Genomic DNA, 23,425 nt, shown 5'->3' with positions numbered 1-23,425 from the left:
AATAACTGATCAATGAGCAAGAAAAGAGCAGGAGAAAGTTTGCGAGAACAACTTAATATGGCGGGACGCCAGTTTTCCGATTCTACGATTCTTTTTCACGAATTCGTAGCCCATAACGCCGGGCTGGCAGGGGCAGACCATAAGTATCTCAGTATATTGCTACAGCAAGGTGCCATGACTGCCGGAGAGCTGGCTGAGCATACGGGCCTTACTACCGGGGCCATTACCGGGGTGATCGACCGGCTTGAAAAAACAGGTTTTGTAAAAAGGGACAGAGACCCGGATGACAGAAGAAAAGTGGTGATAGTACCCGATCAACAGAAAGCTCAAAAGGTATTCGGGCCGGTATTTGGTAGATTAATTGACCAAATGACAGTGCTTTACGATCAATTTAGCCCTGAGGAGCTAGACACGATCTGCAGCTATATGGAAAAAACAACGGTTTTGATCAAGGAGCTGGTACAGGAATTAGGCTCTAATAATAAGAAATAGGCTACCCGGATCACTTTATCGTTAGATCAACCTGGCTACTTTTGCAAGCAGGTCGCTCATTTGAAAGGGTTTGGCTATATAATCATCAGCGGCAACTGATTTTGAAATGATGCCAACATCACGATTGGCAGAGAAAATGATCACAGGAATAGCTTTGGTCTCCTCATTATTTTTTAAGGTCTTACAAACCTCGCTGCCGTTGATCCCCGACATCCACAAGTCAAGAAGGATCAGGTCGGGATAGTCATGCTGTATCTCCAAAACTGATTCGCCATCTGTAGTGGTCTCCACCTCATATCCTCCAACGTCTTCAAGCATAATTTTCATTACATCCAGAATACCGGGATCATCATCAGCGACCAATATTTTTTCTGACTTTATTCATTCTAAGATACTTTTAGTATTACGTGAGCTTACATGGGTTTCAAGCGGTAAGGAAAAATAAAAAGTTGAGCCTTTGCCTTTTTCACTTGCTACCCAGGTCTTTCCATTTTGACGATGAATGATCCCTGCCGAGATATATAGCCCCAAACCTAAGCCTGGATAGGTCTCATGACCGGGGTCCCCTACCCTGAAAAACCGTTCGAACACCCGAGGAATATCTTCTGGCGCGAGTCCCAATCCAAAATCCTTTACAGAAAAAATCAATTCACTGCCCCGCACCTCTGTTCTAACGATGATACTGTCTGCCCTGGGTGAATACTTGATGGCATTTGTCAGGTAGTTGGTGATTACTTGTCCCAGTCTGTCTCTGTCACCCAGTATCAGTCTTGTTTCGTCCAGATCGGTCTCTATCCGGTGCCTCCTGCTTGTACGCTGCACCAATTCTGTGACATCCCTTACCAACTCATTGAAATCAAAGTATTCTTCTCTGAACTGCAGCTTACCCTGCTCAATACGGGTAACATCCAGCAAGTCAGTAATAAGATTGTTGAGCCTGTTGATCTGAGCATCCATTTTCACCAGCATCTCTTCTGCAAGCTCGTCATCGCTATTTTTTAAGCGGTTCTGTAATAGCTCAGCATATGCTTTGATACTGGTAACGGGCGTTTTTAATTCATGGCTTGCTATGCCTATAAAATCATCTTTTTGCTGTTCCAGTTCTTTCAGCTTTGTAATATCACGCGAAACAGCGATCAGCCTCTCCACATGCTCCTCTGTTCCATAAATAGGTGCAATGAGTACATCCCACCACCTGACACCGATGCGGCCGGTGTCCGAGCTACACTGAAAATGTGCTATCCTGCCATTTTGAGCCTTTCCAATGGTATCCAATACCATGTCGCTATATTCTTCGTGCCATAAGAAGCGTACATGCCTGCCATGATACTGGTCAAAATCATTAATATCCAACATCTTTAGTCCCTGAGGGTTCATAGATAAGATCTCACCCTCAATATCCAGCGCTATCACACAATCAGGACTGCTCTCAAATAATGTACGGCTAAATTCTTCACTGAGCCGCAGCGCCTCTTCCACCTCCATCAGTTCGCTGACATCCGTATTTGTTCCAAACCAATGCAAGATCTCTCCACTTTCGTTGCGAATAGGAATGGCACGGGAAAGAAACCACCTGTAATTACCATCTATACCTCTGAGCGGGAAGGTATCCTCCCATATATCTCCGCTTTTAATCGCAATGCTGAATTTCTCTACTACACGATCAACGTGGTGGGGATGGTGCAACTTTTTCCATCCCCACCCGCCTACATCCTTAAAAGAGGCGCCTGTATAGTCATACCATCGCTGATTATACCACGTAATAGCACCGGTTTCATCTGTCATCCATGCCAGTTGAGCAATATTATCGGCAATGGTACGAAATCGTTTTTCACTTTTTTGCAGGGCCACGCTCTGCTCCTGGATCTGCGTAAGCATATGGTTGAATGCATCGGTAAGCACGCCTATTTCATCTTCACTTTGTTTAACCACCCTAACCGAATAATCTTTATTTTCTGATATTCCATGCGCAATATTGGCAAGATCTATTATAGGCTGTGATATGCGCTCCTGAAGCTTGGAAGAAAGCAGCCATGCCAATAGGAGTGAAAGAATGAACACCGAGAGCACAATAGCCCCAAAAACGAGGAACTGCCTGCTCAATACTTTCAGATTGTACATCATATAAAAGGTGCCTATACGATGCTCCCCTAATATTACGGGAATAAATCCATGCAAATAGAAATTATCAAAGTAATAACCATCTCTTACTACCCTTCCGGGCAAAAGTTCGTTTTGAAACTCTTTCGGGTACTTGGAAAATAGCTCTCCGTGCTCATCATATAATGCAGCCGCAACTATGTGCTCCTGTCCTCTGAGGGCCAGCAAAAGGTCATAAGCTTCTTCTTTACTATCAAACGCAAGGGCCGCTGTACTGTTATAAGCGATAACTTCACCCAAAACAGCCATCCTGTCGACCGCGGTTTCTCTGAAAGTGAAAAATTCATAGGCAAAATATGCTGAACCAGTTACCAGTAGCACAATTGTACTGGTTAACAGAATAGCCCTGGTGATCTTTGCTTGTATGGGTTGTTTGCCTTTTGTCATTGTCATAGACTCTTGTCAATGGACACCACCTCTGCCAATCGAAGCAATTTAGCGCTGATTTCCAACTGCGCATTTTTAAATGGAACCTGGTTGATCCTTAATTGGATCTTCTTATCCCTCTCTACGAATTCAATCATTCCTCCTGCCTTTGCAAAACCTCCTATATCACTGACAGTTAATACATTTTTATCTTTAAGTTTGCTTAATATGTGCTTTAACCGGTCTCGATTGTTTTCACTAATGTATAGGATATGACAGTCAACTTCCTCAAGTCTGGAATACCTTACTACCTCCAATGGATGACCGTGTATAACCTCCCCTTTTACTACTTCGTCAAGAATATCGCCAAAAGGATCGTGGCCCAAAACACCAATTCGAAACGCAGTATTCTCGTTTCGAAAAACCTGCTGGGGCCATTTTACAAACTGTGTGAAATTATAAAGGAAAACAGCTTTGACGCGATATTCCGGCACCTCTGTACTCTGTGGAACAGGCTTGTATGCAGTTATTAAAAAAACACAAAATGTACTCAGGCTGATCAAAATCCGCTGCCTGAAAAAATAATATCCCGGTATGGTCCTTTTTACATTCGCCATGTAACTGTGCCATATATGTTTCTGGGTATTTGAGATCTTCCAAACTCTTCGAGTTTCTGATCCAGAAGATTTCGTCCTGAAACAGAAAATTCCAATTGCTGATATTTCCAGGCTATCCTGGCATCAATAGTGAAGTATTCGGGTGTTGCCAGCGAGGGGCTTGCCTCCAATTCACTTGTATATCTCCCCACAACATCTACAAAAAAGTTTGCAGGCAGATCCATCATGGATTGTATCATAAAATGATGATCAGCATCTAATGACTCAAAGGTATCGCTTCCATCGAAGACTGTAGGTGCGGTTTTGTCAATAGAAATATTGAGATAGGTATAACCTCCCCTCAGCCTCCACCATTTGCTGATCTGAGAGTCGAAGGAAAGCTCTGCTCCCCATGAGCTTGCTTTTTGATTGTTCTCAATGGTAATCGTGGTATTAACAAGGTCAATACTCCGCAGATCTTTGTACTTATTATAAAATGCTGCCAATGAAAAATTCACATGCTTAGATACCAGCATACGATGTCCCGCCTCAAAGGCAGTAACCTTCTCCCAATCGAAGTTATTTTTGCCATCGAAAGGGACGACCATATCGGCATCAAACCTGCCAGGAGACCGCAGCGCATGCGATACCGCTGCCCAAACAGTGTGGTCGCTGTCAGGCATCCAGGATATCCTGCCACTGGGCTGAAATCCCAGACCGGAGTAATAGTTGTCAGATAGCTTCGCTCCAAATATTAGTTTCACCTTGTTGGGGATAATACCCACCTCATCACGAGCAAAAACGTTAAAGAAACTAAAATTCAGATCTGCAGGATCAAATTCAAGAAGTGGTGCCGCATTATTGATCCTATCTCGCATATGACGATACCCCACCCCCCATACGATCCTGTGTCTATCTCCAAAGGAAAAAAAATGACTAAAGTCAATATCATAAGTGGTGAGTTGCTGGTTAAAGGTAGTTAGAGGCTGGTCTCTCCATGTTCGGTCAAAATAAACCTGCAAATCAAAGTCAGACCGTTCGCTTATAGTGTGTTTCCAGTCTATCATAAGGTTTTGTCCATCCAGGTAGGAGCTATCGGGGCCATTTTCACTGCCTTTATAAAAGTCGCCCTGAAGAGTGACAGTATTTTTCGCGGACGGCTCATAGTCTACTCTAAAACCCGCCTGGTTCATTCTCCAACTGTCGGTTGCGTCTTCATCATCGTTGTTATAGGTATGATTGTAGTCCATTCGCTGTCCATATACCCTGTAATGCATTTTTTCACCTAGCTTACCCCCGTATCTGACATCGATCTGATGATTGAGCAATGTTCCTGCCGAGCCTGATACATAAAAACCTTGTGTATCAGTCGCACTTTTCCTGACTATGTTTATAACACCATTTACCGCGTTTGCGCCCCATAAGGTACCTCCGGGGCCGCTTATCACCTCTATTTTGTCCACATCCTCCAGGACTACATTCTGTATGTCCCAAAATACCCCGGCAAACAGTGGCGTATAGATGGTTCTTCCATCAAGCATAACAAGAAGCTTATTGGCCATGCTATTACTACTTAGCGGAGCTCCATTAAACCCGCGTGCGGTAATTGCCCACCCATGAGAGCTGCTTTGAGCTACCTGTAAATTGGGAGCCAACCGCAGCGCCTCCGGAAGGCGGGCAGCAGCAGAACGCCTGATAAATTCATTAGGAATAACCTGTATTGCAGAAGCCGTTTCGTGTAGCTTTTTAGGCCGGCCGGAGACGAGGGTTACCTCCACATTCATCAACTCTTCCAGGCTGAGCTTTTTTAAGTCACTCACATTATGTTGTGCTATGAGGGGATTACCGATGAACCACAAGAGGGGGACCGCCAGCGCAGCAACGTGTCTGAACAAACTGAATTGCCCGTGGCAACAGCCATAAAAGGCGTAACAGATTGAATGACATTTCATATTATAGATGGTATTGGTCTCCAATAGAAAATTTCAAACTATTAAATTGTCAGGTCTAAACCAAATTTTCAAAATCGGTTACGCTTAACTTCTGTCATTCAACCGTACATCATGTTACTACGGCAACATATCAGAAAAATCAGGTCTTTATAACGCTTAATGTCACTATTATGTTTAGCCTGTTCTATGCTCGACAGGCGACTGATTCATTCGGAGTATTATACTGTGGATTGTTTAAAATTCTCCCGGAGCCATCCCCGTGAGCTGCCTGGTTACTTTCACAAAATGTGAAAAGTCTGCAAAGCCATACTGCCAGTGAGTAAAGTTATAACCCTCTGCTTTATACTTCTCAAGGCCCTTTCTGAACCTGAGCAGCTTCTGACAAAATTTTGGTGAATAACCAGTGACCTCCATAAAGTAGCGATAGAGCGTAGGATATGAGACAGCCAACTCCCTGCATATCACATGTAGATGCTCACCCCTTTGAAAAGTCTCCCGTTGAAACATGACCAACCCCTCCTGTACGATATGGAATTTGTAGTTGCATTCCCGGCCAAGTACAAATGGCGTCAGGAAACTCTCAAACCAACGCACCCTTTCCTCAAAGCTTTCACACTCCCTCAACTGATCTTCAAGAAAAACATTTTTGAATAGGTAATTGATGTCGACAGTGGCATTTTCCAGCTCCCGGTGCTGTGTTTTAAGTAATAATGATATAAAACCCGGTTTGAGGGAAACAAAAAAGTTGCGCATGCCCCCAGGGTGCCGGCTTTTTCTTACGTCTAACGAATGGCCCAGAAGCCCTGAACCGTCCAGGACTGTTTCTCTGTCGCTTGGATCAACGTAGCTCCAGCCAGGTCCGTCAAGGTGAATACATATGGAGGCATTCAAAACAGGTATTGAAGTGTGCCAAATGGCTTTTCCCGTAGGAACGTCCAGAAAAACTTCGTTATAATGATCTACATACGGCTGTAAGTGCGAGGAAGGCCTGGCGGTCTTTAAATAGGAAGTTTCTTCATGAGGAAATATAACGTTGATGCGACTCATCGGTATCAGCAAGTAGTGGAACTGGTGGCACTGTTGTTCTTACGTATGGACAGAAATTTGGTTATTTCAATTTATGATTTATGATTTACGACTTGTGAATGGAAAGAGTAATAGGCAGATTGATAGATTTTTACACCAAAAGTGTAACGTCAGCCGGCTAATATTGCCAAAAAGATCCAAATGTTATGAAAAGCAGACAAAGAACAATGCACTACATACAGCAAATCGAAGGCACACTGCAGCAGATATTTCCCCTGCTATGCCCTAACAGGGAAAAAGACTGGCTGGATGGCTGGAGTTATGATATGATCTACTCCAAATCGGGCTTTGCAGAAGCGAATTGTGTGTTTAGCACATCCATTCATGGAAGGGAGACTACCTTCTGGATGGTAAGTCGCTATGAGCCGGATCAGGGGATAATTGAATTTGTAAGGCTCACCCCAAAAGAGATGGTCGTCAAGATCTCTATACGGGTGCATCAGGAAAACAAAGGTATCACACCTGTAGAAGTGACCTACATTTATACGGCTCTGGCTGAGGAACAGGAGAAATACCTGAAACAGCAGTTAGCCGAAGATTTCAGGAAATCGATGGAGTGGTGGGAAAAAGCAATGAATTATTATTTGAGGACTGGGGAGATGTTAGGGAGGTGAATTAGTGCGTCTAAGAAAGTGTCAATGCCTATATTACGCTTATCCCAAAAACGCTCACCCCTAATCTGTAAATCTGTACGGGACTCCGCTTTTTTGGCTTTTAAATTTTGACGCTTTCTTAGGCCACTTAGCGTTTGTTACAAGAAGGAATTGACCTTTGTACAAGAATTTGCAAATTTTCTAGTGTCATGCATCCCCGAAAACAGTTATTTTGCGACCTACTCCCGGATTTATCACGTATGAGATTAGAATGAGTGCGTATAATTAGCTAGTTTTCTACTCATTTTAAAAACCAACTCGACCAATGAACTCCTTTACCTTCTCTAGTGGGCGTGATTTTTCAATAGCGCTAAATATGAATCATGAATTCCGAGGGAATTTTATAATTAACAAGAATGACATTTTAATAGAAACACCCTTTATCGGTATTGCCCTTGAGACTATTAATCATTATGATTTCTCTTTTATAATCAACTGGGAGCATATTAAGGATCCTTATATTAAGTGTTATACAGCCTTCACTGGTGAAATAAATTATGGAAGCATCATTCCCCCCTCACTCTTTCTAAAATGGTTGCTAATTTGTGAAAACACTCTTGCCCCCTCACTCAGTTACATGAGAAACGGCACCTCCACACTTTTTAATCGCTCTAATGGGCTTTCACAAGACTTTGAAGAAACAAAGCTGCCATTCCCAAATCAAACCATACTGCAAACAACTTAAACTTTCTTAGACAGTGTCACTAAGAAAACGCCAATGCTTATATTAGGTTAGTCCCAAAAATGCTCATCCCATACAACTGTAACAACTGTACGGGACTCTGATTTTTGGGACCTCACAAGCTTCATTAACTCCCAAAAAATACAGCATGATCTCAAAATTTGTATTCAATACCCCTCCGTAATTAAAACTATACCCTTGTCCAACACCTCATTCCAGGCTGCTTTAATCTCCACGTTGAAATCTCTGTCATGCTCAGCGATGGCTTTTATCAATGCTGCCTTCCAGAGGGCGTAGAATCGTGGCTCTATATTCATTCTGCCTCGGCTGTGACTCTCTTTGATGCGTTTTAATCCTGTCTGACCGGCAATGTTCCCTGCGGCATACATGATCATTAAATTGATACCGTGCCTTAACAGCTTGCGTTGTTGTTCGAAATCGGTATTTCTAAACTTATCTGCCACATCCCTGCTGCTGGAAAGAAAATTTTCATAAAACGTTTCCAGCAGCTTTCCACTACTCAAGCATCGTCCATAGCTGTTTTGAACGAGCGTAATCTTACCAATCTCCATTGTTTGTTCCATTATTATATTGTTAATTAAGTGTCTCTAAGAAAACGCCAATGTCTGCGTTACGATCGTTCCAAAAATGCCCTCCCCGACAGTTGTAACAGTTGTATGGACTCAGCTTTTTGGGACTTCATCCCGCTAATTGGCGAGAACGGTTTCTTGAGCCATTATTTAATTTTCCTTTCAAACACTTCTGGCTCTATCGCTTCAAAAAGACCGTTTGAATCAGACAACCGTCAATTCACTAAATTATACCAATCCACTAAATACTTTTGTAACGTTTGTTACAGAGTCAAGCTCCATGCCTTATCAACTGTTAATATTATAATGATTATTAGGATCCGGGCCATTAGCATGACATGAAGGGTTAAAGTGCAGAACTGACCACTTTGAAAAAGAGGTTTAGCCCTGATTGTTGAAAACCAGTACCTTTCCACCTCTCACATGTTTATGTTTGAGATCAACAAGAGCTTCATTGGCCCGTTCAAAAGGATAGCGCTCAATAACAGGACGAAGAGGAATAATCGCTGCCAGCTTTAAGAACTCCTCCACATCCTTACGTACAATATTAGCCACCGACTTGATCTCTTTTTCCATCCACAGGTGATCCTGGTAATGTAACTCAAGGAGTGCTTTTTGATCTGTCGATTCCTTGCGAATAGCATTGATCACCAACCTGCCTCCCGGTTTGATACAGGATAATGAGGCAACTACTGTGCTCCATACAGGAGTTGTATCGATAATAGCATTGAGTTTATGAGGTGGTTTATCCGAGATATCACCGGCCCAGGCGGCTCCCAACTCTAAGGCAAAATCCTGCTCGTATTCGCTCCTGGCAAAAACAAAAATTTCAGAGGCCGGGAATAGATAGCGAGCCATTTTTAAGACCTGATGCCCCGAAGCTCCAAAGCCTGTCAATCCAAGCGTCTGTCCGTTATTTAGGTTCGCCAGCTTTAGTGACCTGTAACCAATAGCGCCTGCACAAAGCAATGGTGCCGCTTCCTCATCGGAAAAATCAGCGGGAATGTGATATGCAAAATGTTCGTTTACCACAATAAATTCGGCATATCCACCATTGCTATCACGTCCGGTAGCCTTGAAACAAGGGCAAAGATTTTCCAAGCCCGCCTTGCAATATTCGCATTCACCACAGGCAGAATAAATCCAGGCAATTCCTACACGATCACCTTGTTTAAACCTACTGGCAGTGGCACCCTGCTCTTCCACAATTCCTACTACCTGATGTCCGGGTATTACAGGAAAGGCCGGAGGGGATGTCCTGCCTTCTATTTCGTCCAGTTCAGTATGACATACACCACAACACGATACTTTGACCAATATTTCATTGTCAGACGGAACAGGGACCGGTACATTTCCCAGATGAAGAGGGTGTTCATCCTTCGTAAGATCAGTGATATTTTTTAGGAGCCATGCTCTCATTTCGCATACCGGCAAATGAATTATAAATTTAATGAATTCCCGGACCAGATGCCTAACTACTCTTCTTCAACCTGTTTTTTTCGTGTAGCCCTTACCACTACAAATGAGCCTTCGCCATATCCCCGCCTGGATGGTTGAAGCTCTTTAATTTCATCCAGTGAACCAAATAAGGTCTGACGTATAATTGTGTGCTTAAATCCGGCATTTTTTAACTCCTGTAACACTTTCTTAACAGTAAAAAAATTAGCGTTTTTATAGAAGGTACTTTCAGGCTTATGCTCCTCATAATAGCTGCCTATAATGCTCTCCTTATCAATAAAACCCACCACCAATGCTCCATTGTTGTTCAAAACGCGATTGGCCTCCTTAAAAGGGATGTGTAGATTCTCAAAATAGCTGATACAAAAGTTCATCAGCACAAAATCAAACCTGTGGTCTGCATACGGCAGACTTTCTGCCACACCATCCATTGTCTCCAGGCCTCTCTCCAGGGCTACTGATCTCATATTTGCAGATGGCTCAACACCTTCCTTTATATCCAAAGCTTTTGAAAACCGACCGGTGCCTACTCCTACTTCTATACCTTTGAGCTTTTCACCTGTAGGGATCATCTCCCTCAATATCTCTACCTCTGATCTGAATACCCAGGGGTACCGGTCATACCATTCGTCATACTCGGCTACATGCTCATCAAAAGAAAATTGCTTTTTCATATCTGTTTGTTGCTTTAGTTCACTGCATTAAGAACGCTAACAACTTCATCATTTGAAATGACAACTATCATAGCGAGCTCCAACAGTTGTCATACGGAATATCAGGAATATCGACTTGCTTGCACCTAATGATTTGTAGCTGTGACCACAAAAACACCCCATAGTGTAAAACTTGCTAAAAACGCCATAAAAGTATTGGAAAGCCGGTACCTGAGAAGGGATAAGTATGGCAACCTCATTGAAACCCCGAAACAACTATTTCAGCGTGTAGCGCATGCTGTAGCACAGGCCGAATTGCAATGGGGTACAGATAAAGATGCTTCCTGCTGGGAAAGACGCTTTCTTGATGTAATGATGGATCTCCGTTTTCTTCCCAACTCTCCCACGCTGATGAATGCCGGTACCCCGTCCGGTCAGTTGAGCGCCTGCTTTGTACTGCCGGTATATGATCATTTGGCGGATATCTTCAGCGCCCTCAGGCTGGCAGCATTGATCCAGCAACATGCCGGAGGCACAGGATTTAACTTCAGCCACCTCCGGCCAAAAAATGACCGGCTCCACCGTACACAGGGCACAGCGGCAGGCCCTGTTTCCTTTATGAAAATATTCAATGCCACAACAGAATACGTTAAACAGGGTGGAAAACGAAGAGGCGCCAATATGGGCATCTTAGGAATTGACCACCCGGATATCGAGGAATTCATAACCTGCAAAAGAAAAGAGGGAAACCTGAGAAATTTTAATATTTCCATCGGCATATCTGATGCCTTTATGGCGGCTTTGGAGCAGGATGCATCATGGAAGCTCATACACCCCAATACACAACAGGTGGTAAAAAAGATCAAAGCACGGCAATTGTGGGACCTGGTTACCGAAAGCGCATGGACCAGCGGCGACCCGGGACTTATTTTCCTGGATACTATCAATACCTTTAACCCCACACCGGATATTGGAAAAATTGAGGCTACCAATCCCTGCGGAGAGGTTCCGCTGCTGTCCAATGAGTCGTGTAATCTGGGATCAATTAACCTATCCAGGTTTGTAGATGACCACCAGGGACAGACCACGCTGGATTGGAACGGGCTCGCGCAAACAGTAAATATTGCTGTGCGTTTCCTGGACAATGTTATTGAGATCAATAATTACCTGTCACCGGAAATGAGAAAAATAGCTCTGGGAAACCGGAAGATCGGTCTGGGCGTAATGGGTTGGGCAGAGGCACTAAGCAAGTTGGAGATCCCGTATGAGTCTAATAAGGCGGTACACCTGGCAGAACGGCTGATGAAATTTATAGCAGAAAATAGCTGGAATGCCTCTAAGGGGCTATGCAAAGAGCGTGGAGTATTTCAAAACTGGGAGAAAAGTATATACTACCCCAATTCACCTGTCAGAAATGCGACACGCACAAGCATTGCCCCAACCGGCACCATATCCATCATTGCTGATACATCCTCATCCATTGAGCCTTTTTTCGCATTGGCCTATCAGCGACAGCATATCCTGCAGGATGAAACGCTGGAAGAGATCAACAATAGCCTGATCCGCTACATGCAAAGGCATCAAATCGAGCCCTCGGTTGTAACTGAACATATTCAACAAACCGGCACCCTCAGTGGTCTTGTTTCAATCCCGGAAAAGATGAAGAATATTTTCAAAACAGCATTGGAAATAGCGCCTCTGTGGCACCTCAGGCACCAGACTGCTTTTCAAAAGTACACAGATAATGCTGTCTCAAAAACTATCAATCTACCAAAGGAAGCCACCAGGGAAGATGTGGATTTTATTTACAAAACGGCATGGCGGGAAGGGCTGAAAGGGATAACGATCTTTCGCTATCATTCGCGGAACAGCCAGGTAATACAAAAAGGTATTCTTAGCGATGTGAATGGATGTAAGGTGTGCATCGAATAAATATCTTACTTGGACCAAGACGAAAATCATAAGGTGCCCATAACACTTATCATCGATTTTCGGCTCCCACGAGTGCTAGCTTTGAAATATAAGATCAACTATCAAAACTATTCACCCTATGAAGCGATGGCAAAAAGTGGGTTTAGTGATACTAAGCATTGTATTCATACTTATCGTGATGATGGTATGGTACCTTACAACCCATTCTATGGAAGTAGCCAAGCCCTTTGAAGTTAACACATCCGCACAACCATACCATGTATTGGTAGCGACACAGGGCAGCACTTACAAAGACACTGTTGTCCAATTGATAATAGAAAAACTAAGAGAAAACCCCGTTTACATTAAGGTAGTTGACGTTTCAGCGTTGCCTGATTTGACCGAGGAAGGCTGGGCCGCCATGGTGATCCTCCACACCTGGGAGTATTCCAAACCGCAGCCCAATGCCAGAGCTTTTGTAGATGATGTGAGATCTAAAGAAAAATTGATTGTGCTCAGCACTTCAGGAGAAGGCACTTATACTTTAAAAGAGGTGGATGGAATATCATCGGCCTCTCAGCTTTCGGATGCTTCGGAAAAGGCAGAAGAGATTACGAAAAGAATAAAGCAACTACTCACTAAAAACAAGTCTATTATGGAAACTAAAGTAAAATATGATGTTAAAAAGATCAGTTGGCCTGAAAAAACCTTTGTCACAAAAAGGGAAACAGTAGCATTTGACAGTCTCTCGAACTTCTTTACAAAAAATTACGATGCTATTTATGAGAATCTTCAAAAAGCAGGCATACAGCCTTCTGATCCTCCATGTGCTATCTACTACAAAATAGATGAAGAAAAGAAGGAAACAGAACTGGCCGCTGCTGTTCCCGTTCAGGGCAAAGTGCCCGATATTAAGGGATTTGGCAAGCTCACGATCCCTCCGTCAACAGTGATCACCACCACCTACTATGGTCCATACGATGACGGTATGAGGCCCGCTTATGCAGCGATGGAAGAATACCTGAACGAAAACAAGCTAACAAGGGAACTGATGATAGAAGAATACCTGTCGGACCCCATGATAGAGAAAGATACCAGCAAGTGGCAGACCAATATTTATTTTATTGTAAAGTAAGCCATCCAAATACATAAAAAACCGATATCTCCCGATCGTTTGGGGCCATGTTTTCTCCGCCACATAACCTAACGATCAGGGGGATATCACTTGTTTAAACCAAATCCCGAATCATGAAAACAACTATTATTATACTCTTTTGTGCGATTATGTTTGGCGCTTGCAACTCTGAAAGAAGATTTCAGCCTGATACCTTGCTTAAAGACCCTGCTATGCAGGTAGATATATTTGATGCCATCCTCTCAGATTCTGTTTATCTTGAAAAATTTCTTAACCAAATGCACTCAAAGTATCCTCCCATGCATGCTATGCGGGCCAGGATGATGAGAAGGATGTACCGATTTTCCGAAGTGGACAGCCTCGTAATAGCGGATACCCTCATCAGGAGGAACATGCTGAAACTTATGCTGAACCAGGCAGACCGTGATTCTGTTTTCTGCCGACAAATGAGTCAATCTATTATGAAACATCGACCGTTACGCAAAAGGCTCCGGCAGCATATGGGCGTACCGGAATAGCAGCACCAGACTTTAAAGCAGCGCCTGTGTTTTATGAGCAATGTCATAAAGCCTGCAGGATATCTGTCATTGTTAACATGACGGCATAGGCATATTTTTACTTTATACGAAATAAACCTTGCTATGCTCATGTCAGAAGTAAATCACCAAACCATTGTAACAGTGCCTCACCTGAAGGATTATGATTCGTTGCAAGACTCCTTTAGTTGGAAGAAAGTACATGAAAAGCTGGAAGGCCTTCCTGATGGACAGGGTATGAACATTGCCCACGAAGCTGTGGACCGACATGCCGCAGGAGCGCTAAAAAATCATGTTGCCATTCGTTGGGTCATGAAAAATCGCTCCACAAAAGATTTTACCTACAATGATCTCCACAGATCTTCCAATCAGTTTGCCAATGTGTTGACCATGCTGGGAGTTACAAAAGGAGAAACTGTTTTTACGCTTCTAAACCGTGTCCCTGAGCTATACATTGCAGCTTTGGGAACGCTGAAGAAGACAGCCATTTTCTGTCCGCTTTTTTCTGTGTTTGGACCCGAGCCGGTATACCAACGGTTATCAAGAGGTGAGGCAAAAGTAGTGGTGACTACCCTGGATCAGTTCTATAAAAAAATAAAGCCTCAACTCGACCGGCTTCCAAAGCTGCAAAAAATATTACTGACAGATGCAGAAGCACATATCAACGACCATGTATTATCACTCCCCTACCTGATGTTGAAAGCCTCCTCCGGCTTTACCATTCCTCCTACAAACGAGGACGATCCGGCTCTTTTGCATTTTACCAGCGGCACTACGGGTATGCCTAAAGGGGCGCTGCACGTACATAAAGCAGTATTAATACATTTTATTACAGGCCAGTTGGTGTTAGACTTCCACCCGGATGATATTTACTGGTGTACGGCTGATCCCGGATGGGTAACTGGCACCAGCTACGGAATCATCGCACCGCTGGTCAATGGCGTAACCAATATCGTGGATGAAGAAGAATTTGATGCCGCCAGGTGGTACTCCATCCTGGAAGAGCATAAGGTAAATGTTTGGTACACTGCCCCAACTGCCTTCCGCAGGCTGATGAGGATGAACATTAAGCCTCGTAAACAATACAACCTGGAGCACCTGAGACTGGTGTTAAGCGTTGGCGAACCACTTCATGCCGAAGCCGTGCGCTGGGGTGAAGAAACCTTTGAGGTGCCTGTACTTGACAACTGGTGGCAGACCGAAACAGGTGGCATTATGATCTCCAATTATCGAAACATGCCGGTAAAACCAGGCTCTATGGGCAAACCTTTGCCTGGTATAGAAGCGGCCATTGCAGAGGTTACGGATGACAAATTTCGTATCATTGATAAACCAGGTAAAGACGGACATCTGGTATTGAAAAAAGGCTGGCCTTCCATGTTCAAAACATACCTGCATGAAGAAGAACGTTACAACAAGTGCTTTCGGGGTGAATGGTACGTCACAGGCGACCTGGCAAACCGTGATAAAGATGGATATTACTGGTTTGTTGGCCGCGCAGATGACATCATAAAAACCTCCGGCCATATGGTGGGGCCTTTTGAAGTGGAAAGTGCTTTAATGGAACATCCGGCTATTGCCGAAGCGGCAGTGATAGGAAAACCCGACCCTACGATCGGGGAAATGGTAAAGGCTTTCGTTGTGCTAAAACCCAAAAATAAGGCAGACGATAATCTAAGATTGGACATTATCGCCCATGCACGCAAAAAGCTGGGAGCTGCAGTGGCTCCTAAGGAAATTGCCTTTACAGACCATCTCCCGAAAACACGCAGCGGAAAGATATTAAGAAGGCTTTTGAAGGCGCGGGAGCTGGGTTTACCAGAAGGCGATCTGTCAACACTGGAACGGCCATGATCGGGCAGCCTGCATCTAAAATCAAAAAGCTGCCGATGAATAAACAGCTTGGACAGGCACTCCTCTATCAGATGATGCTGATCAGGAGGTTTGAAGAAAAGTCTGCCGAAATGTACACCAAAGAAAAGATCAGGGGTTTTTTACACCTGTACATCGGAGAAGAGGCGGTAGCCACAGGGGTAATGCATGCACTGAAGCCGGAGGATAATGTGCTTTGCACCTACCGGGAGCACGGCCAGGCGCTGGCCCGAGGTGTGGATCCTGGCGCTATCATGGCAGAAATGTATGGCAAACAGGAAGGCTGCAGCCGCGGGCGGGGTGGATCTATGCACTTATTTGATGTATCAAAGAAATTTTTCGGAGGCAATGCCATTGTTGGGAGTCACCTGCCACTGGCGGTGGGGTTGGCCCTGGCAGACAAGAAAATGGAGCGCAAACAGATCACCTGCTGCTTTTTCGGTGAAGGAGCGGCAGCAGAGGGTGAATTTCACGAGGCCATGAACCTGGCTTCGCTATGGGAAGTACCTGTACTATTTGTTTGTGAGAATAACCAGTATGCTATGGGCACCGCGCTTCGATATTCACACGCCAACATCGATCTGGAGAAAAAAGCGCCAGGGTATGGCATCAGCTCAGCAACGGTGGATGGTATGGACCTGTTAGCAGTGATGAAAGCCGCTCAGGATGCCTCAAAGCAAGTGCGAAAAACAGGGAAACCGTTTTTTCTGGTCTGCAACACTTACAGGTTTAGAGCACATTCGATGTTTGATGCCGAACTGTACCGCGAAAAATCTGAGGTAGAGGACTGGAAAAAGCGTGACCCGATAGCGCAATTTGTAAAATACCTGAAAAAACATGAGCTCCTTTCCGATAAGGAAATGAAAATCATGGCGCAACGCATTGAAGAAGAGGTGCAGAAAGCAGTTGATTTTGCAGAAGCAGGAACCTGGGAGCCTTTTGAAGACCTTCTAAAATTTGTTTACAGTGAAAACTCCTAAAATAACTAAACTATGGACCTGCCCTCAATGTGGGCGGCTATTCGAACGTAAAGAACAAACGCACTCCTGCAGACCCTTTCCTTTGGAGCAACATTTTGAAAGAAAACCTGTGGGTAAAAAATTATACGAAAAGCTCAAAGCCCAAATGGAGCACGACCTGGGCCAACTCAGAGTGGAATCGTTGGAGTGCTGTATACACTTTGTCAGCACATTCACCTTTGCCGCTGTAAAGATCTTAAAAGATAAGGTCAGGGTGGACTTCAGTCTGGCCAGGCAACTGGCACACCCCAGGGTTAGCCGCGCGGTAAAGATGTCATCGCATCGGTACCTGTATTTTGTTGAGATCACAAAAGAGGAAGACATAGATCAGGAGCTGATGGAGTGGATAAGAGAAGCTCGTGACAAAAAGAAGAAACACGTAATATCAAATGAATGACAACGGCACCATAATAACACTCACTTACCGGGAAGCTATCAAGCAGGCTATACGTGATGCATTGAACAGAGATGAAAAAGTGTTCCTGATGGGTGAAGATGTTGGTCGCTACGGTGGTGCTTTTGCCGTGAGCAAGGGTTTGCTCAAAGAGTTCGGGCCTGATCGCATTATGGACGTGCCGCTTTCCGAATCAGGATTTGTGGGTGCCGGCATCGGTGCTGCTCTCGGGGGTATGCGCCCCATTGTCGAGATCATGACGGTGAACTTCAGCCTGCTGGCGTTCGACCAGATCGCCAACAATGCTGCCACCCTACTGCACATGTCGGGCGGACAGCTCAATGTACCCGTGGTCATCAGAATGAACAGTGGTACGGGTCGACAGCTTGCTGCACAGCACTCCCACAGTTGGGAACCGCTATTTGCCCATATTCCCGGGCTGAAAGTGCTTTCCGTAGGTACCCATGAGGATGCCCGGGCTATGCTACTCACAGCATTAACCGACCCTGATCCGGTCATCATTTTCGAGTATACATCCATGCTCAATATAGAGCAGGAAATTTCTTCTGAAGTGCAACCTGTGGACATCAGGCGGGCAAAAGTCAGAAAAGAGGGGCAGGATATTTCGATCATTACTTATGGTCCCGGGGTTTATAAAACGCTGGAAGCTGCAACAGAATTATCAGAAGCAGGTATAGATGCCGAAGTGCTGGATCTAAGAGTATTGAGACCTCTGGATGAAAAAACGATCATGGCGTCAGTAGCAAAAACACACCGGGCATTAATTGTAGAAGAGGCCTGGCAATCGGTCAGTATTTCTTCGGAAGTAAGCGCCAGGATCACCGAAAAGTGCTTTTACGAGTTGGATGCCCCGGTACAACGGTTGTGCGGCATAGAAGTACCCATGCCCTATCCTAAACATCTGGAAGATGCCTCCATTCCTCAGAAAGATCAGATTGTAGCCATCGTAAAAAAGATATTACAACATGAAGGAGTTTAGAATGCCAAGTTTAGGAGCCGATATGGAGGCAGGTTTTCTCCGCGAGTGGAAAGTAAAACCTGGTGACTACGTACAGCGTGGTGATATAATTGCAGAAGTCGAAACACAAAAGGGCATCATTGATATAGAAGTATTTGACGAGGGTATCATTGGTGAATTAGTCATCAAAGAAGATGACAAGGTACCTGTGGGAACGCTAATGACTTATATCCACACTTCTGAGAAAGAAGTAGAAAAAGAGCCGGAGTTGGTTAGAGAGGAAAGCAAAATGACTGCTGTTCAGGTAAAAGAGCCTGTAAAACAAATGCGTGAACCGGTAACTGCTCCCGTTCATCGTATACGGGCCTCTCCGCTGGCAAAACGTATTGCGGCAGAAAAGGGTATAGATATCTCTAAGGTCAGGGGCAGTGGCCCGGAAGGCGCTGTTATCAGAGAAGATATAGAAAAGGCTGTTCAGGAAAAGGTGACACAACCTCATAAGGAAATTCCACCGCCTATAGCAGAGGAAATAGCTCCTCCATCAGTCTCCGTTCAGTCTTATACTGAAAACATCCGGATGGCAGTAGCTGCGGCTATGAGCAGATCCAACCGGGAAATACCACATTATTACCTTCAGACAAAAGTGGATATGACTGCAGCGCTGACATGGCTTACTGAAGCCAACAGGCAGCGATCGTCCAAAGACCGGTTGCTTCCGGCCGTACTGTTGCTCAAAGCTGTGGCCAAGGCTCTGACTGACGTGCCAGATCTTAATGGCTGGTGGGAGAACGGACTGCAGCGAAAAAAAGATATCCATATTGGCTTTGTCGTATCGCTCCGTACCGGAGGCGTCATAGTGCCAGCCATACACCATGTAGATGAAAAATCACCAGATGAGCTGATGAAAATGCTCTCTGATATTATCCCCAGGGCACGGGCGCTGAAGTTGAGAAGCTCGGAATTGGCAGACTCTACCATAACTGTCACCAGCCTGGGAGAAGGAGCAGTGGAGACCGTTTATGGGGTTATCTACCCTCCGCAAGTGGCATTGGTAGGCTTTGGTGGCATTACCGAAGAGCCCTGGGCTGAAAATGGTATGGTGGGAGTAAGGCCGGTAATGACAGTGACACTCGCTGCCGACCATAGAGCCACCGATGGCAACATTGGAAACCAATTCCTGACAGCACTCAAACAGCACTTAAAACAACCAGAACAGCTATGAATGAAGAAGAAATCAAAAATACGATTTTCCACCTGCTAATGAATATTGCACCAGACACGGAACCAGGACAACTTCAGCCTAATGACAACATCCGGCAAACCCTTGCTATTGACTCCTTTGACTACCTGCAGTTTATTGTAGCCATGGATAAGGCCTTTGGAATGGAGACACCTGAGGAAGACTATGGGAAAATTGAGACATTGGACAGCCTGATGAATTATATTGGTGAGCATCAGCATTCTCATGGCTAATGCGGAAATATCTTCTATAATGTCGTAAAGGACTCCTAAAATGTCGTGATGCACCTCTTTAGATAGGTTCGGGTTTAGTTAATTTGGCATTTTCAATTAACATAGTAAAAAAATGATACAACAACACAAGCAAAGCTCGAATAAGCAAAAGGAATCAGAAGAGCTTGTAAACTGCTTACTTGTACAGTTCCATCAAACCCTCGATCAATGGGTCAATGAGCTTCAATATTACGATCATGAGCAACTCTGCCTTCCGCCTGACTCCACAAGCTGGTCGTTAGGTCAGGTGTATCTTCACCTTATTGAAGAGACCGATTACTACTTCCAGCAATGCAGAAACTGCCTTATCAGTAATGAAAACGCGTCCGGGAAGATGTCAACTGAAGCAGGAATTTGGTTTCAAAATAACAGTTACCCCCACCAAAAACTGCAGGGACCTCCCGACCTTCCTGTTCCTCCTCAGCCTGATAATAAAGCTCAACTCCTGGAAGGTATGCAGTATATAAAAATAGAAGCCGGTACATTAGCAAAGGAAATCACCACAAGTGCATATAATGGCAAAACAAAACATCCCGGTCATGATTATTTCAGTGCCGTAGAGTGGTTTCAGTTCGCGGAAATGCATCTGCGCCACCATTTTCGACAAAAAGGAAGCATTGATGAGTTTCTAAAAGACAGATAGCAAGATTCAGACCATAACTGCCATCATGATGTAAATCACCCCTGCCCCTAACAATAATCATAACACAACGCTGCGAACAGTTGTAATATTGTCCAAACCAAAGACCACAAAAATTATGGACAAAATATTCGAAAATAAAGTAGCACTAGTAACAGGCGGCGCATTCGGTATCGGAAAGGCTACCGCCATACTCTTTGCAAGAAAAGGCGCAAAAGTGGCTGTTGCCGACTGGATAGAAGATAGCGAAACTATAGATATTATTAAAAAAGAAGGTGGTGAAGCCATTTTTATCAAATGTGATGTCTCCAAGCCGGCTGATGTAGCTGAAATGGTAAACAAAACCGTTAAAGCGTTTGGCCGCCTCGATTATGCGGTGAACAATGCAGGTATTGAAGGTGTCAATGCACCTGTCCATGAATGTACGGAAGAAAACTGGGATAAAACCATCAATATCAATCTCAAAGGCATCTGGCTTTGTATGAAAAATGAGATACCCGTGATGCTGAAGCAGGGAAAAGGCGCTATTGTCAATATCGCCTCCATTGCCGGGCTTGTGGGTTTTCCAGGACTACCAGCCTATGTGGCTAGTAAGCACGCTGTGGTAGGCCTTACCAAGACTGCTGCTCTCGAAAATGCCAAGGCTGGTATACGCGTTAATGTAGTTTGTCCAGGAGTGATCAAAACCCCAATGGTGGACCGAGTTACAGGAAAAGATAAGACCGTTGAAAAAGCATATGAAGACATGGAGCCTGTAGGTCGCATGGGACAGCCTGAAGAAGTAGCCGAAGCCATTATATGGCTCAGCTCAGATGCCGCCTCCTTCGTAACAGGTGACGCCATGGCTGTTGATGGCGGGTGGATAGCTAAATGACATAGCAGTTCTCAGTTCTCAGTTCTCAGTTTTCAGTTCTCAGTTCTCAGTTCTCAGTTCTCAGTTCACGGTTCTCAGTTCACGGTTCTCAGTTCACGGTTTGTAGTTTGTCAGTCTTACCGTTCACAGTTCGGCAGTTCTGAGTTTCACCGTATTCAGTTGTCGCCAGAGCCACATACCAGTAACAAGAAGCCAGAAATTGGCGTTTTCTTAAAGACTCTAATTCGCGATAGTCTAATGGCAGACTTCGTATATAATGCATTTATAATAAGTGATTACCCCAATAAATGTTCAGTCCCGGCAGGTAACGAGAGTCTTATAAGTGAACGACCTGTGTCATAGCCAAATCAACGTGTAGTCCCGAGCTTTGTATCAACGAAACCAATTAATATTATGAGATATTTAGCTTATTTATGTCTGTCTATAATGATGGCTTTTTCATTACAGGCACAAGAACACGACCAGGATCGTTACAGAGACCAGGATCGCCTTCATGAGCATCTTTTAATTCAAGATGGACAAGTGCTGCGGGTAACGGATAACAGTCAGGTAAAGCTACGTGAGCAGTTGGCGCTGGAAGACGGTTCTATAATATATCCTGATGGCAATTTCCGAACTTCAAACGGCTTACAGCTTCGCTTGCATAACGGACAGTGCCTTGATCTGGAAGGCAATCTATACCCATCGCAAGAGCAACTTCGCCAGCATATGCAAGTACGAGAACAGGCCGAAAACCAGGTGCATTACCTGTACAAGGATGGCCTGATGTTCAGGCTTGAAAATCAACAACAAACTCAGCTAAGAGAACGTGTAGCATTAGAAAACGGAGCGAGCATTGCCCCTGACGGCACTTTCCAACTCAGGAATCAACAGCAAAGGCGTCTCAGAGACGGTGAATGCGTGGATCCTGAGGGTAACATTTACAACACACAAACACAGTTCCGTCAGCACACGCAATTAGGTCTGCAGGCTATTGCTCAGGAGCATTTTATGTATCAGGACGGGGAAATGTATCGTATCCAAAACCAGCAGCGAACTCAATTACGGGAAAATGTTACCTTACAAAATGGACTAACGGTATATTCCGATGGCAGCTTTCAAATAAAAAACAAGGAACGGGTTCAGATGGAAAATGGAGAAGTTGTGGATGCTGAAGGTAACCATTATGCCTCGCAAGAGCAGTTCAGAGAAGAGGCTCAGATCCGTCAACTGGCGATGAAACAACAGCATTTTGAAGTGCAGGATGGCCAGATGTACATGGTGCAAAACCAGGTAAGGGCACGTGTGCAAGAACAAATAAATATGCCAAATGGCATGAAAGTAAACCCCGATGGCACGTATCAACTGAAAAATCAGCAACAAGCCAGACTGAATCAGGGTGAGCTTTTAGATACGGAAGGAAACCGTTACAGATCTCCGGAGCAATTCCGTGAGCAGATGCAGATACAGTTGATGGCCATGTCAGAGCCTCATTTTATGTTTCAAAATGGCAATGTCTATCGTTTTCAAAATCAGGTGCAGTTGCAGCTACATGAACCCTGGAGACTGGAAAACGGCATTACGGTAAGGCCTGATGGTTCCTACCAGCTTAAGAACGGCAAGACAGAACGATTGCGAAATGGTGAATGCCTCGATTTAGAGGGCAAGCGTTATGAAACACGAGAACGTTTCAGAGAAAAAATGGAACAACGCTTGCGGGATCGCATGGATATGCGGGAGCGGGAAAAACAAGAGCGTAAAGAAGGCGCAGGCGCCAAAAAACGCATGGGTGATCAGCGCTGATCAGTAGGCAGTAGGCAGAGGCAATTGGCAAGTGGAGCCACATGCTTTAAGCCTCAACTTGCAAGTTTCAAGCTGGAGAAACT

The 23,425-nt window shown here is 44.6% G+C and carries 23 protein-coding genes; 15 read left to right on the top strand and 8 right to left on the bottom strand.

Annotated elements, in window-relative coordinates; all coding sequences use genetic code 11:
- The first annotated feature begins 12 nt into the window (after positions 1-12).
- Positions 13-492 carry a MarR family winged helix-turn-helix transcriptional regulator gene (locus C900_RS13160; RefSeq protein WP_083867494.1) on the top strand — a complete coding sequence of 160 codons (480 nt, stop codon included), beginning with the start codon at positions 13-15 and terminating at the stop codon, positions 490-492.
- Between the two features lie 21 nt (positions 493-513).
- On the opposite strand, the gene C900_RS13155 is transcribed toward C900_RS13160, so the two are convergent.
- From C900_RS13155 to C900_RS13135, 5 genes are all read right to left on the bottom strand, one after another.
- Positions 514-855: a response regulator gene (locus C900_RS13155; protein WP_009580442.1), complete on the bottom strand. Its 342-nt coding sequence runs from the start codon at positions 853-855 to the stop codon at positions 514-516.
- Between the two features lie 18 nt (positions 856-873).
- Positions 874-3,039 carry a sensor histidine kinase, YfiR-like protein-associated gene (locus C900_RS13150; protein ID WP_009580441.1) on the bottom strand — a complete coding sequence of 722 codons (2,166 nt, stop codon included), beginning with the start codon at positions 3,037-3,039 and terminating at the stop codon, positions 874-876.
- A 2-nt stretch (positions 3,040-3,041) separates the two neighbouring features.
- Positions 3,042-3,635: a TOL_0243 family YfiR-like periplasmic protein gene (locus tag C900_RS13145; RefSeq protein ID WP_009580440.1), complete on the bottom strand. Its 594-nt coding sequence runs from the start codon at positions 3,633-3,635 to the stop codon at positions 3,042-3,044.
- A complete protein-coding gene (locus tag C900_RS13140; protein ID WP_009580439.1) occupies positions 3,623-5,434 on the bottom strand; it encodes a TOL_0244 family TonB-dependent receptor in 1,812 nt (603 codons plus the stop codon). The genes C900_RS13145 and C900_RS13140 overlap by 13 nt, the downstream gene beginning before the upstream one ends.
- Before the next feature lie 366 nt (positions 5,435-5,800).
- Positions 5,801-6,613 (bottom strand): helix-turn-helix domain-containing protein, encoded by an 813-nt coding sequence (locus C900_RS13135; protein WP_009580437.1) that lies wholly within the window; start codon positions 6,611-6,613, stop codon positions 5,801-5,803.
- A gap of 185 nt (positions 6,614-6,798) precedes the next feature.
- On the opposite strand from C900_RS13135, the gene C900_RS13130 reads away from it, so the two are divergent.
- Together C900_RS13130 and C900_RS13125 are read left to right on the top strand one after the other, a co-directional pair.
- Positions 6,799-7,266: a hypothetical protein gene (locus C900_RS13130; protein ID WP_157494016.1), complete on the top strand. Its 468-nt coding sequence runs from the start codon at positions 6,799-6,801 to the stop codon at positions 7,264-7,266.
- A 304-nt stretch (positions 7,267-7,570) separates the two neighbouring features.
- A complete protein-coding gene (locus C900_RS13125) occupies positions 7,571-7,990 on the top strand; it encodes a hypothetical protein (protein WP_040496743.1) in 420 nt (139 codons plus the stop codon).
- Positions 7,991-8,154: 164 nt separating this feature from the next.
- On the opposite strand, the gene C900_RS13120 is transcribed toward C900_RS13125, so the two are convergent.
- The 3 genes from C900_RS13120 to C900_RS13110 form a co-directional block, all read right to left on the bottom strand.
- Positions 8,155-8,571 (bottom strand): globin, encoded by a 417-nt coding sequence (locus C900_RS13120; RefSeq protein ID WP_009580435.1) that lies wholly within the window; start codon positions 8,569-8,571, stop codon positions 8,155-8,157.
- A gap of 387 nt (positions 8,572-8,958) precedes the next feature.
- Complete coding sequence (locus C900_RS13115) at positions 8,959-9,996, bottom strand: zinc-dependent alcohol dehydrogenase family protein (protein ID WP_009580434.1); 1,038 nt, start codon at positions 9,994-9,996, stop codon at positions 8,959-8,961.
- A gap of 56 nt (positions 9,997-10,052) precedes the next feature.
- Positions 10,053-10,709, bottom strand: a complete 657-nt coding sequence (locus C900_RS13110) for a class I SAM-dependent methyltransferase (RefSeq protein ID WP_009580433.1) — start codon at positions 10,707-10,709, stop codon at positions 10,053-10,055.
- 141 nt (positions 10,710-10,850) lie between these two features.
- Here C900_RS13110 and C900_RS13105 point away from each other — a divergent pair, with 141 nt between their 5' ends.
- The 12 genes from C900_RS13105 (at position 10,851) to C900_RS13050 (ending at position 23,342) form a co-directional block, all read left to right on the top strand.
- Positions 10,851-12,620 (top strand): adenosylcobalamin-dependent ribonucleoside-diphosphate reductase, encoded by a 1,770-nt coding sequence (locus tag C900_RS13105; protein WP_157494015.1) that lies wholly within the window; start codon positions 10,851-10,853, stop codon positions 12,618-12,620.
- A gap of 118 nt (positions 12,621-12,738) precedes the next feature.
- Entirely contained in the window at positions 12,739-13,734 is a 996-nt protein-coding gene (locus C900_RS13100) for a GyrI-like domain-containing protein (protein WP_040496742.1), read from the top strand.
- Positions 13,735-13,847: 113 nt separating this feature from the next.
- Positions 13,848-14,252, top strand: coding sequence for a hypothetical protein (locus C900_RS13095; RefSeq protein WP_157494014.1), 405 nt, complete (start codon positions 13,848-13,850; stop codon positions 14,250-14,252).
- Positions 14,253-14,381: 129 nt separating this feature from the next.
- Positions 14,382-16,124 carry an acetate--CoA ligase gene (gene acsA / locus C900_RS13090; RefSeq protein WP_221408133.1) on the top strand — a complete coding sequence of 581 codons (1,743 nt, stop codon included), beginning with the start codon at positions 14,382-14,384 and terminating at the stop codon, positions 16,122-16,124.
- A 35-nt stretch (positions 16,125-16,159) separates the two neighbouring features.
- On the top strand, positions 16,160-17,122 hold the full coding sequence (pdhA, locus tag C900_RS13085) for a pyruvate dehydrogenase (acetyl-transferring) E1 component subunit alpha (protein WP_245558431.1): 963 nt from the start codon (positions 16,160-16,162) through the stop codon (positions 17,120-17,122).
- Positions 17,109-17,558: a DUF5655 domain-containing protein gene (locus tag C900_RS13080; protein ID WP_157494013.1), complete on the top strand. Its 450-nt coding sequence runs from the start codon at positions 17,109-17,111 to the stop codon at positions 17,556-17,558. Before pdhA ends, C900_RS13080 begins: the two co-directional genes overlap by 14 nt.
- Positions 17,551-18,555, top strand: a complete 1,005-nt coding sequence (locus tag C900_RS13075; protein WP_009580421.1) for an alpha-ketoacid dehydrogenase subunit beta — start codon at positions 17,551-17,553, stop codon at positions 18,553-18,555. Before C900_RS13080 ends, C900_RS13075 begins: the two co-directional genes overlap by 8 nt.
- Positions 18,542-19,756 (top strand): dihydrolipoamide acetyltransferase family protein, encoded by a 1,215-nt coding sequence (locus C900_RS13070; RefSeq protein ID WP_040496739.1) that lies wholly within the window; start codon positions 18,542-18,544, stop codon positions 19,754-19,756. Before C900_RS13075 ends, C900_RS13070 begins: the two co-directional genes overlap by 14 nt.
- Entirely contained in the window at positions 19,753-20,007 is a 255-nt protein-coding gene (locus C900_RS13065) for an acyl carrier protein (protein ID WP_009580417.1), read from the top strand. Before C900_RS13070 ends, C900_RS13065 begins: the two co-directional genes overlap by 4 nt.
- Before the next feature lie 112 nt (positions 20,008-20,119).
- The gene (locus C900_RS13060) at positions 20,120-20,689 is read left to right on the top strand and encodes a DinB family protein (protein ID WP_083867491.1); all 570 of its coding nucleotides are present in this window, start codon (positions 20,120-20,122) and stop codon (positions 20,687-20,689) included.
- Positions 20,690-20,804: 115 nt separating this feature from the next.
- On the top strand, positions 20,805-21,560 hold the full coding sequence (locus tag C900_RS13055; RefSeq protein WP_009580413.1) for an SDR family oxidoreductase: 756 nt from the start codon (positions 20,805-20,807) through the stop codon (positions 21,558-21,560).
- 393 nt (positions 21,561-21,953) lie between these two features.
- On the top strand, positions 21,954-23,342 hold the full coding sequence (locus C900_RS13050) for a DUF6799 domain-containing protein (protein WP_157494012.1): 1,389 nt from the start codon (positions 21,954-21,956) through the stop codon (positions 23,340-23,342).
- Positions 23,343-23,425: the final 83 nt, after the last annotated feature.

The organism is Fulvivirga imtechensis AK7, assembly GCF_000331535.1.
GTDB lineage: Bacteria > Bacteroidota > Bacteroidia > Cytophagales > Cyclobacteriaceae > Fulvivirga > Fulvivirga imtechensis.
Note: the sequence above shows the minus strand (reverse complement) of the source record. Positions and strands in the feature narration are given on the sequence as shown.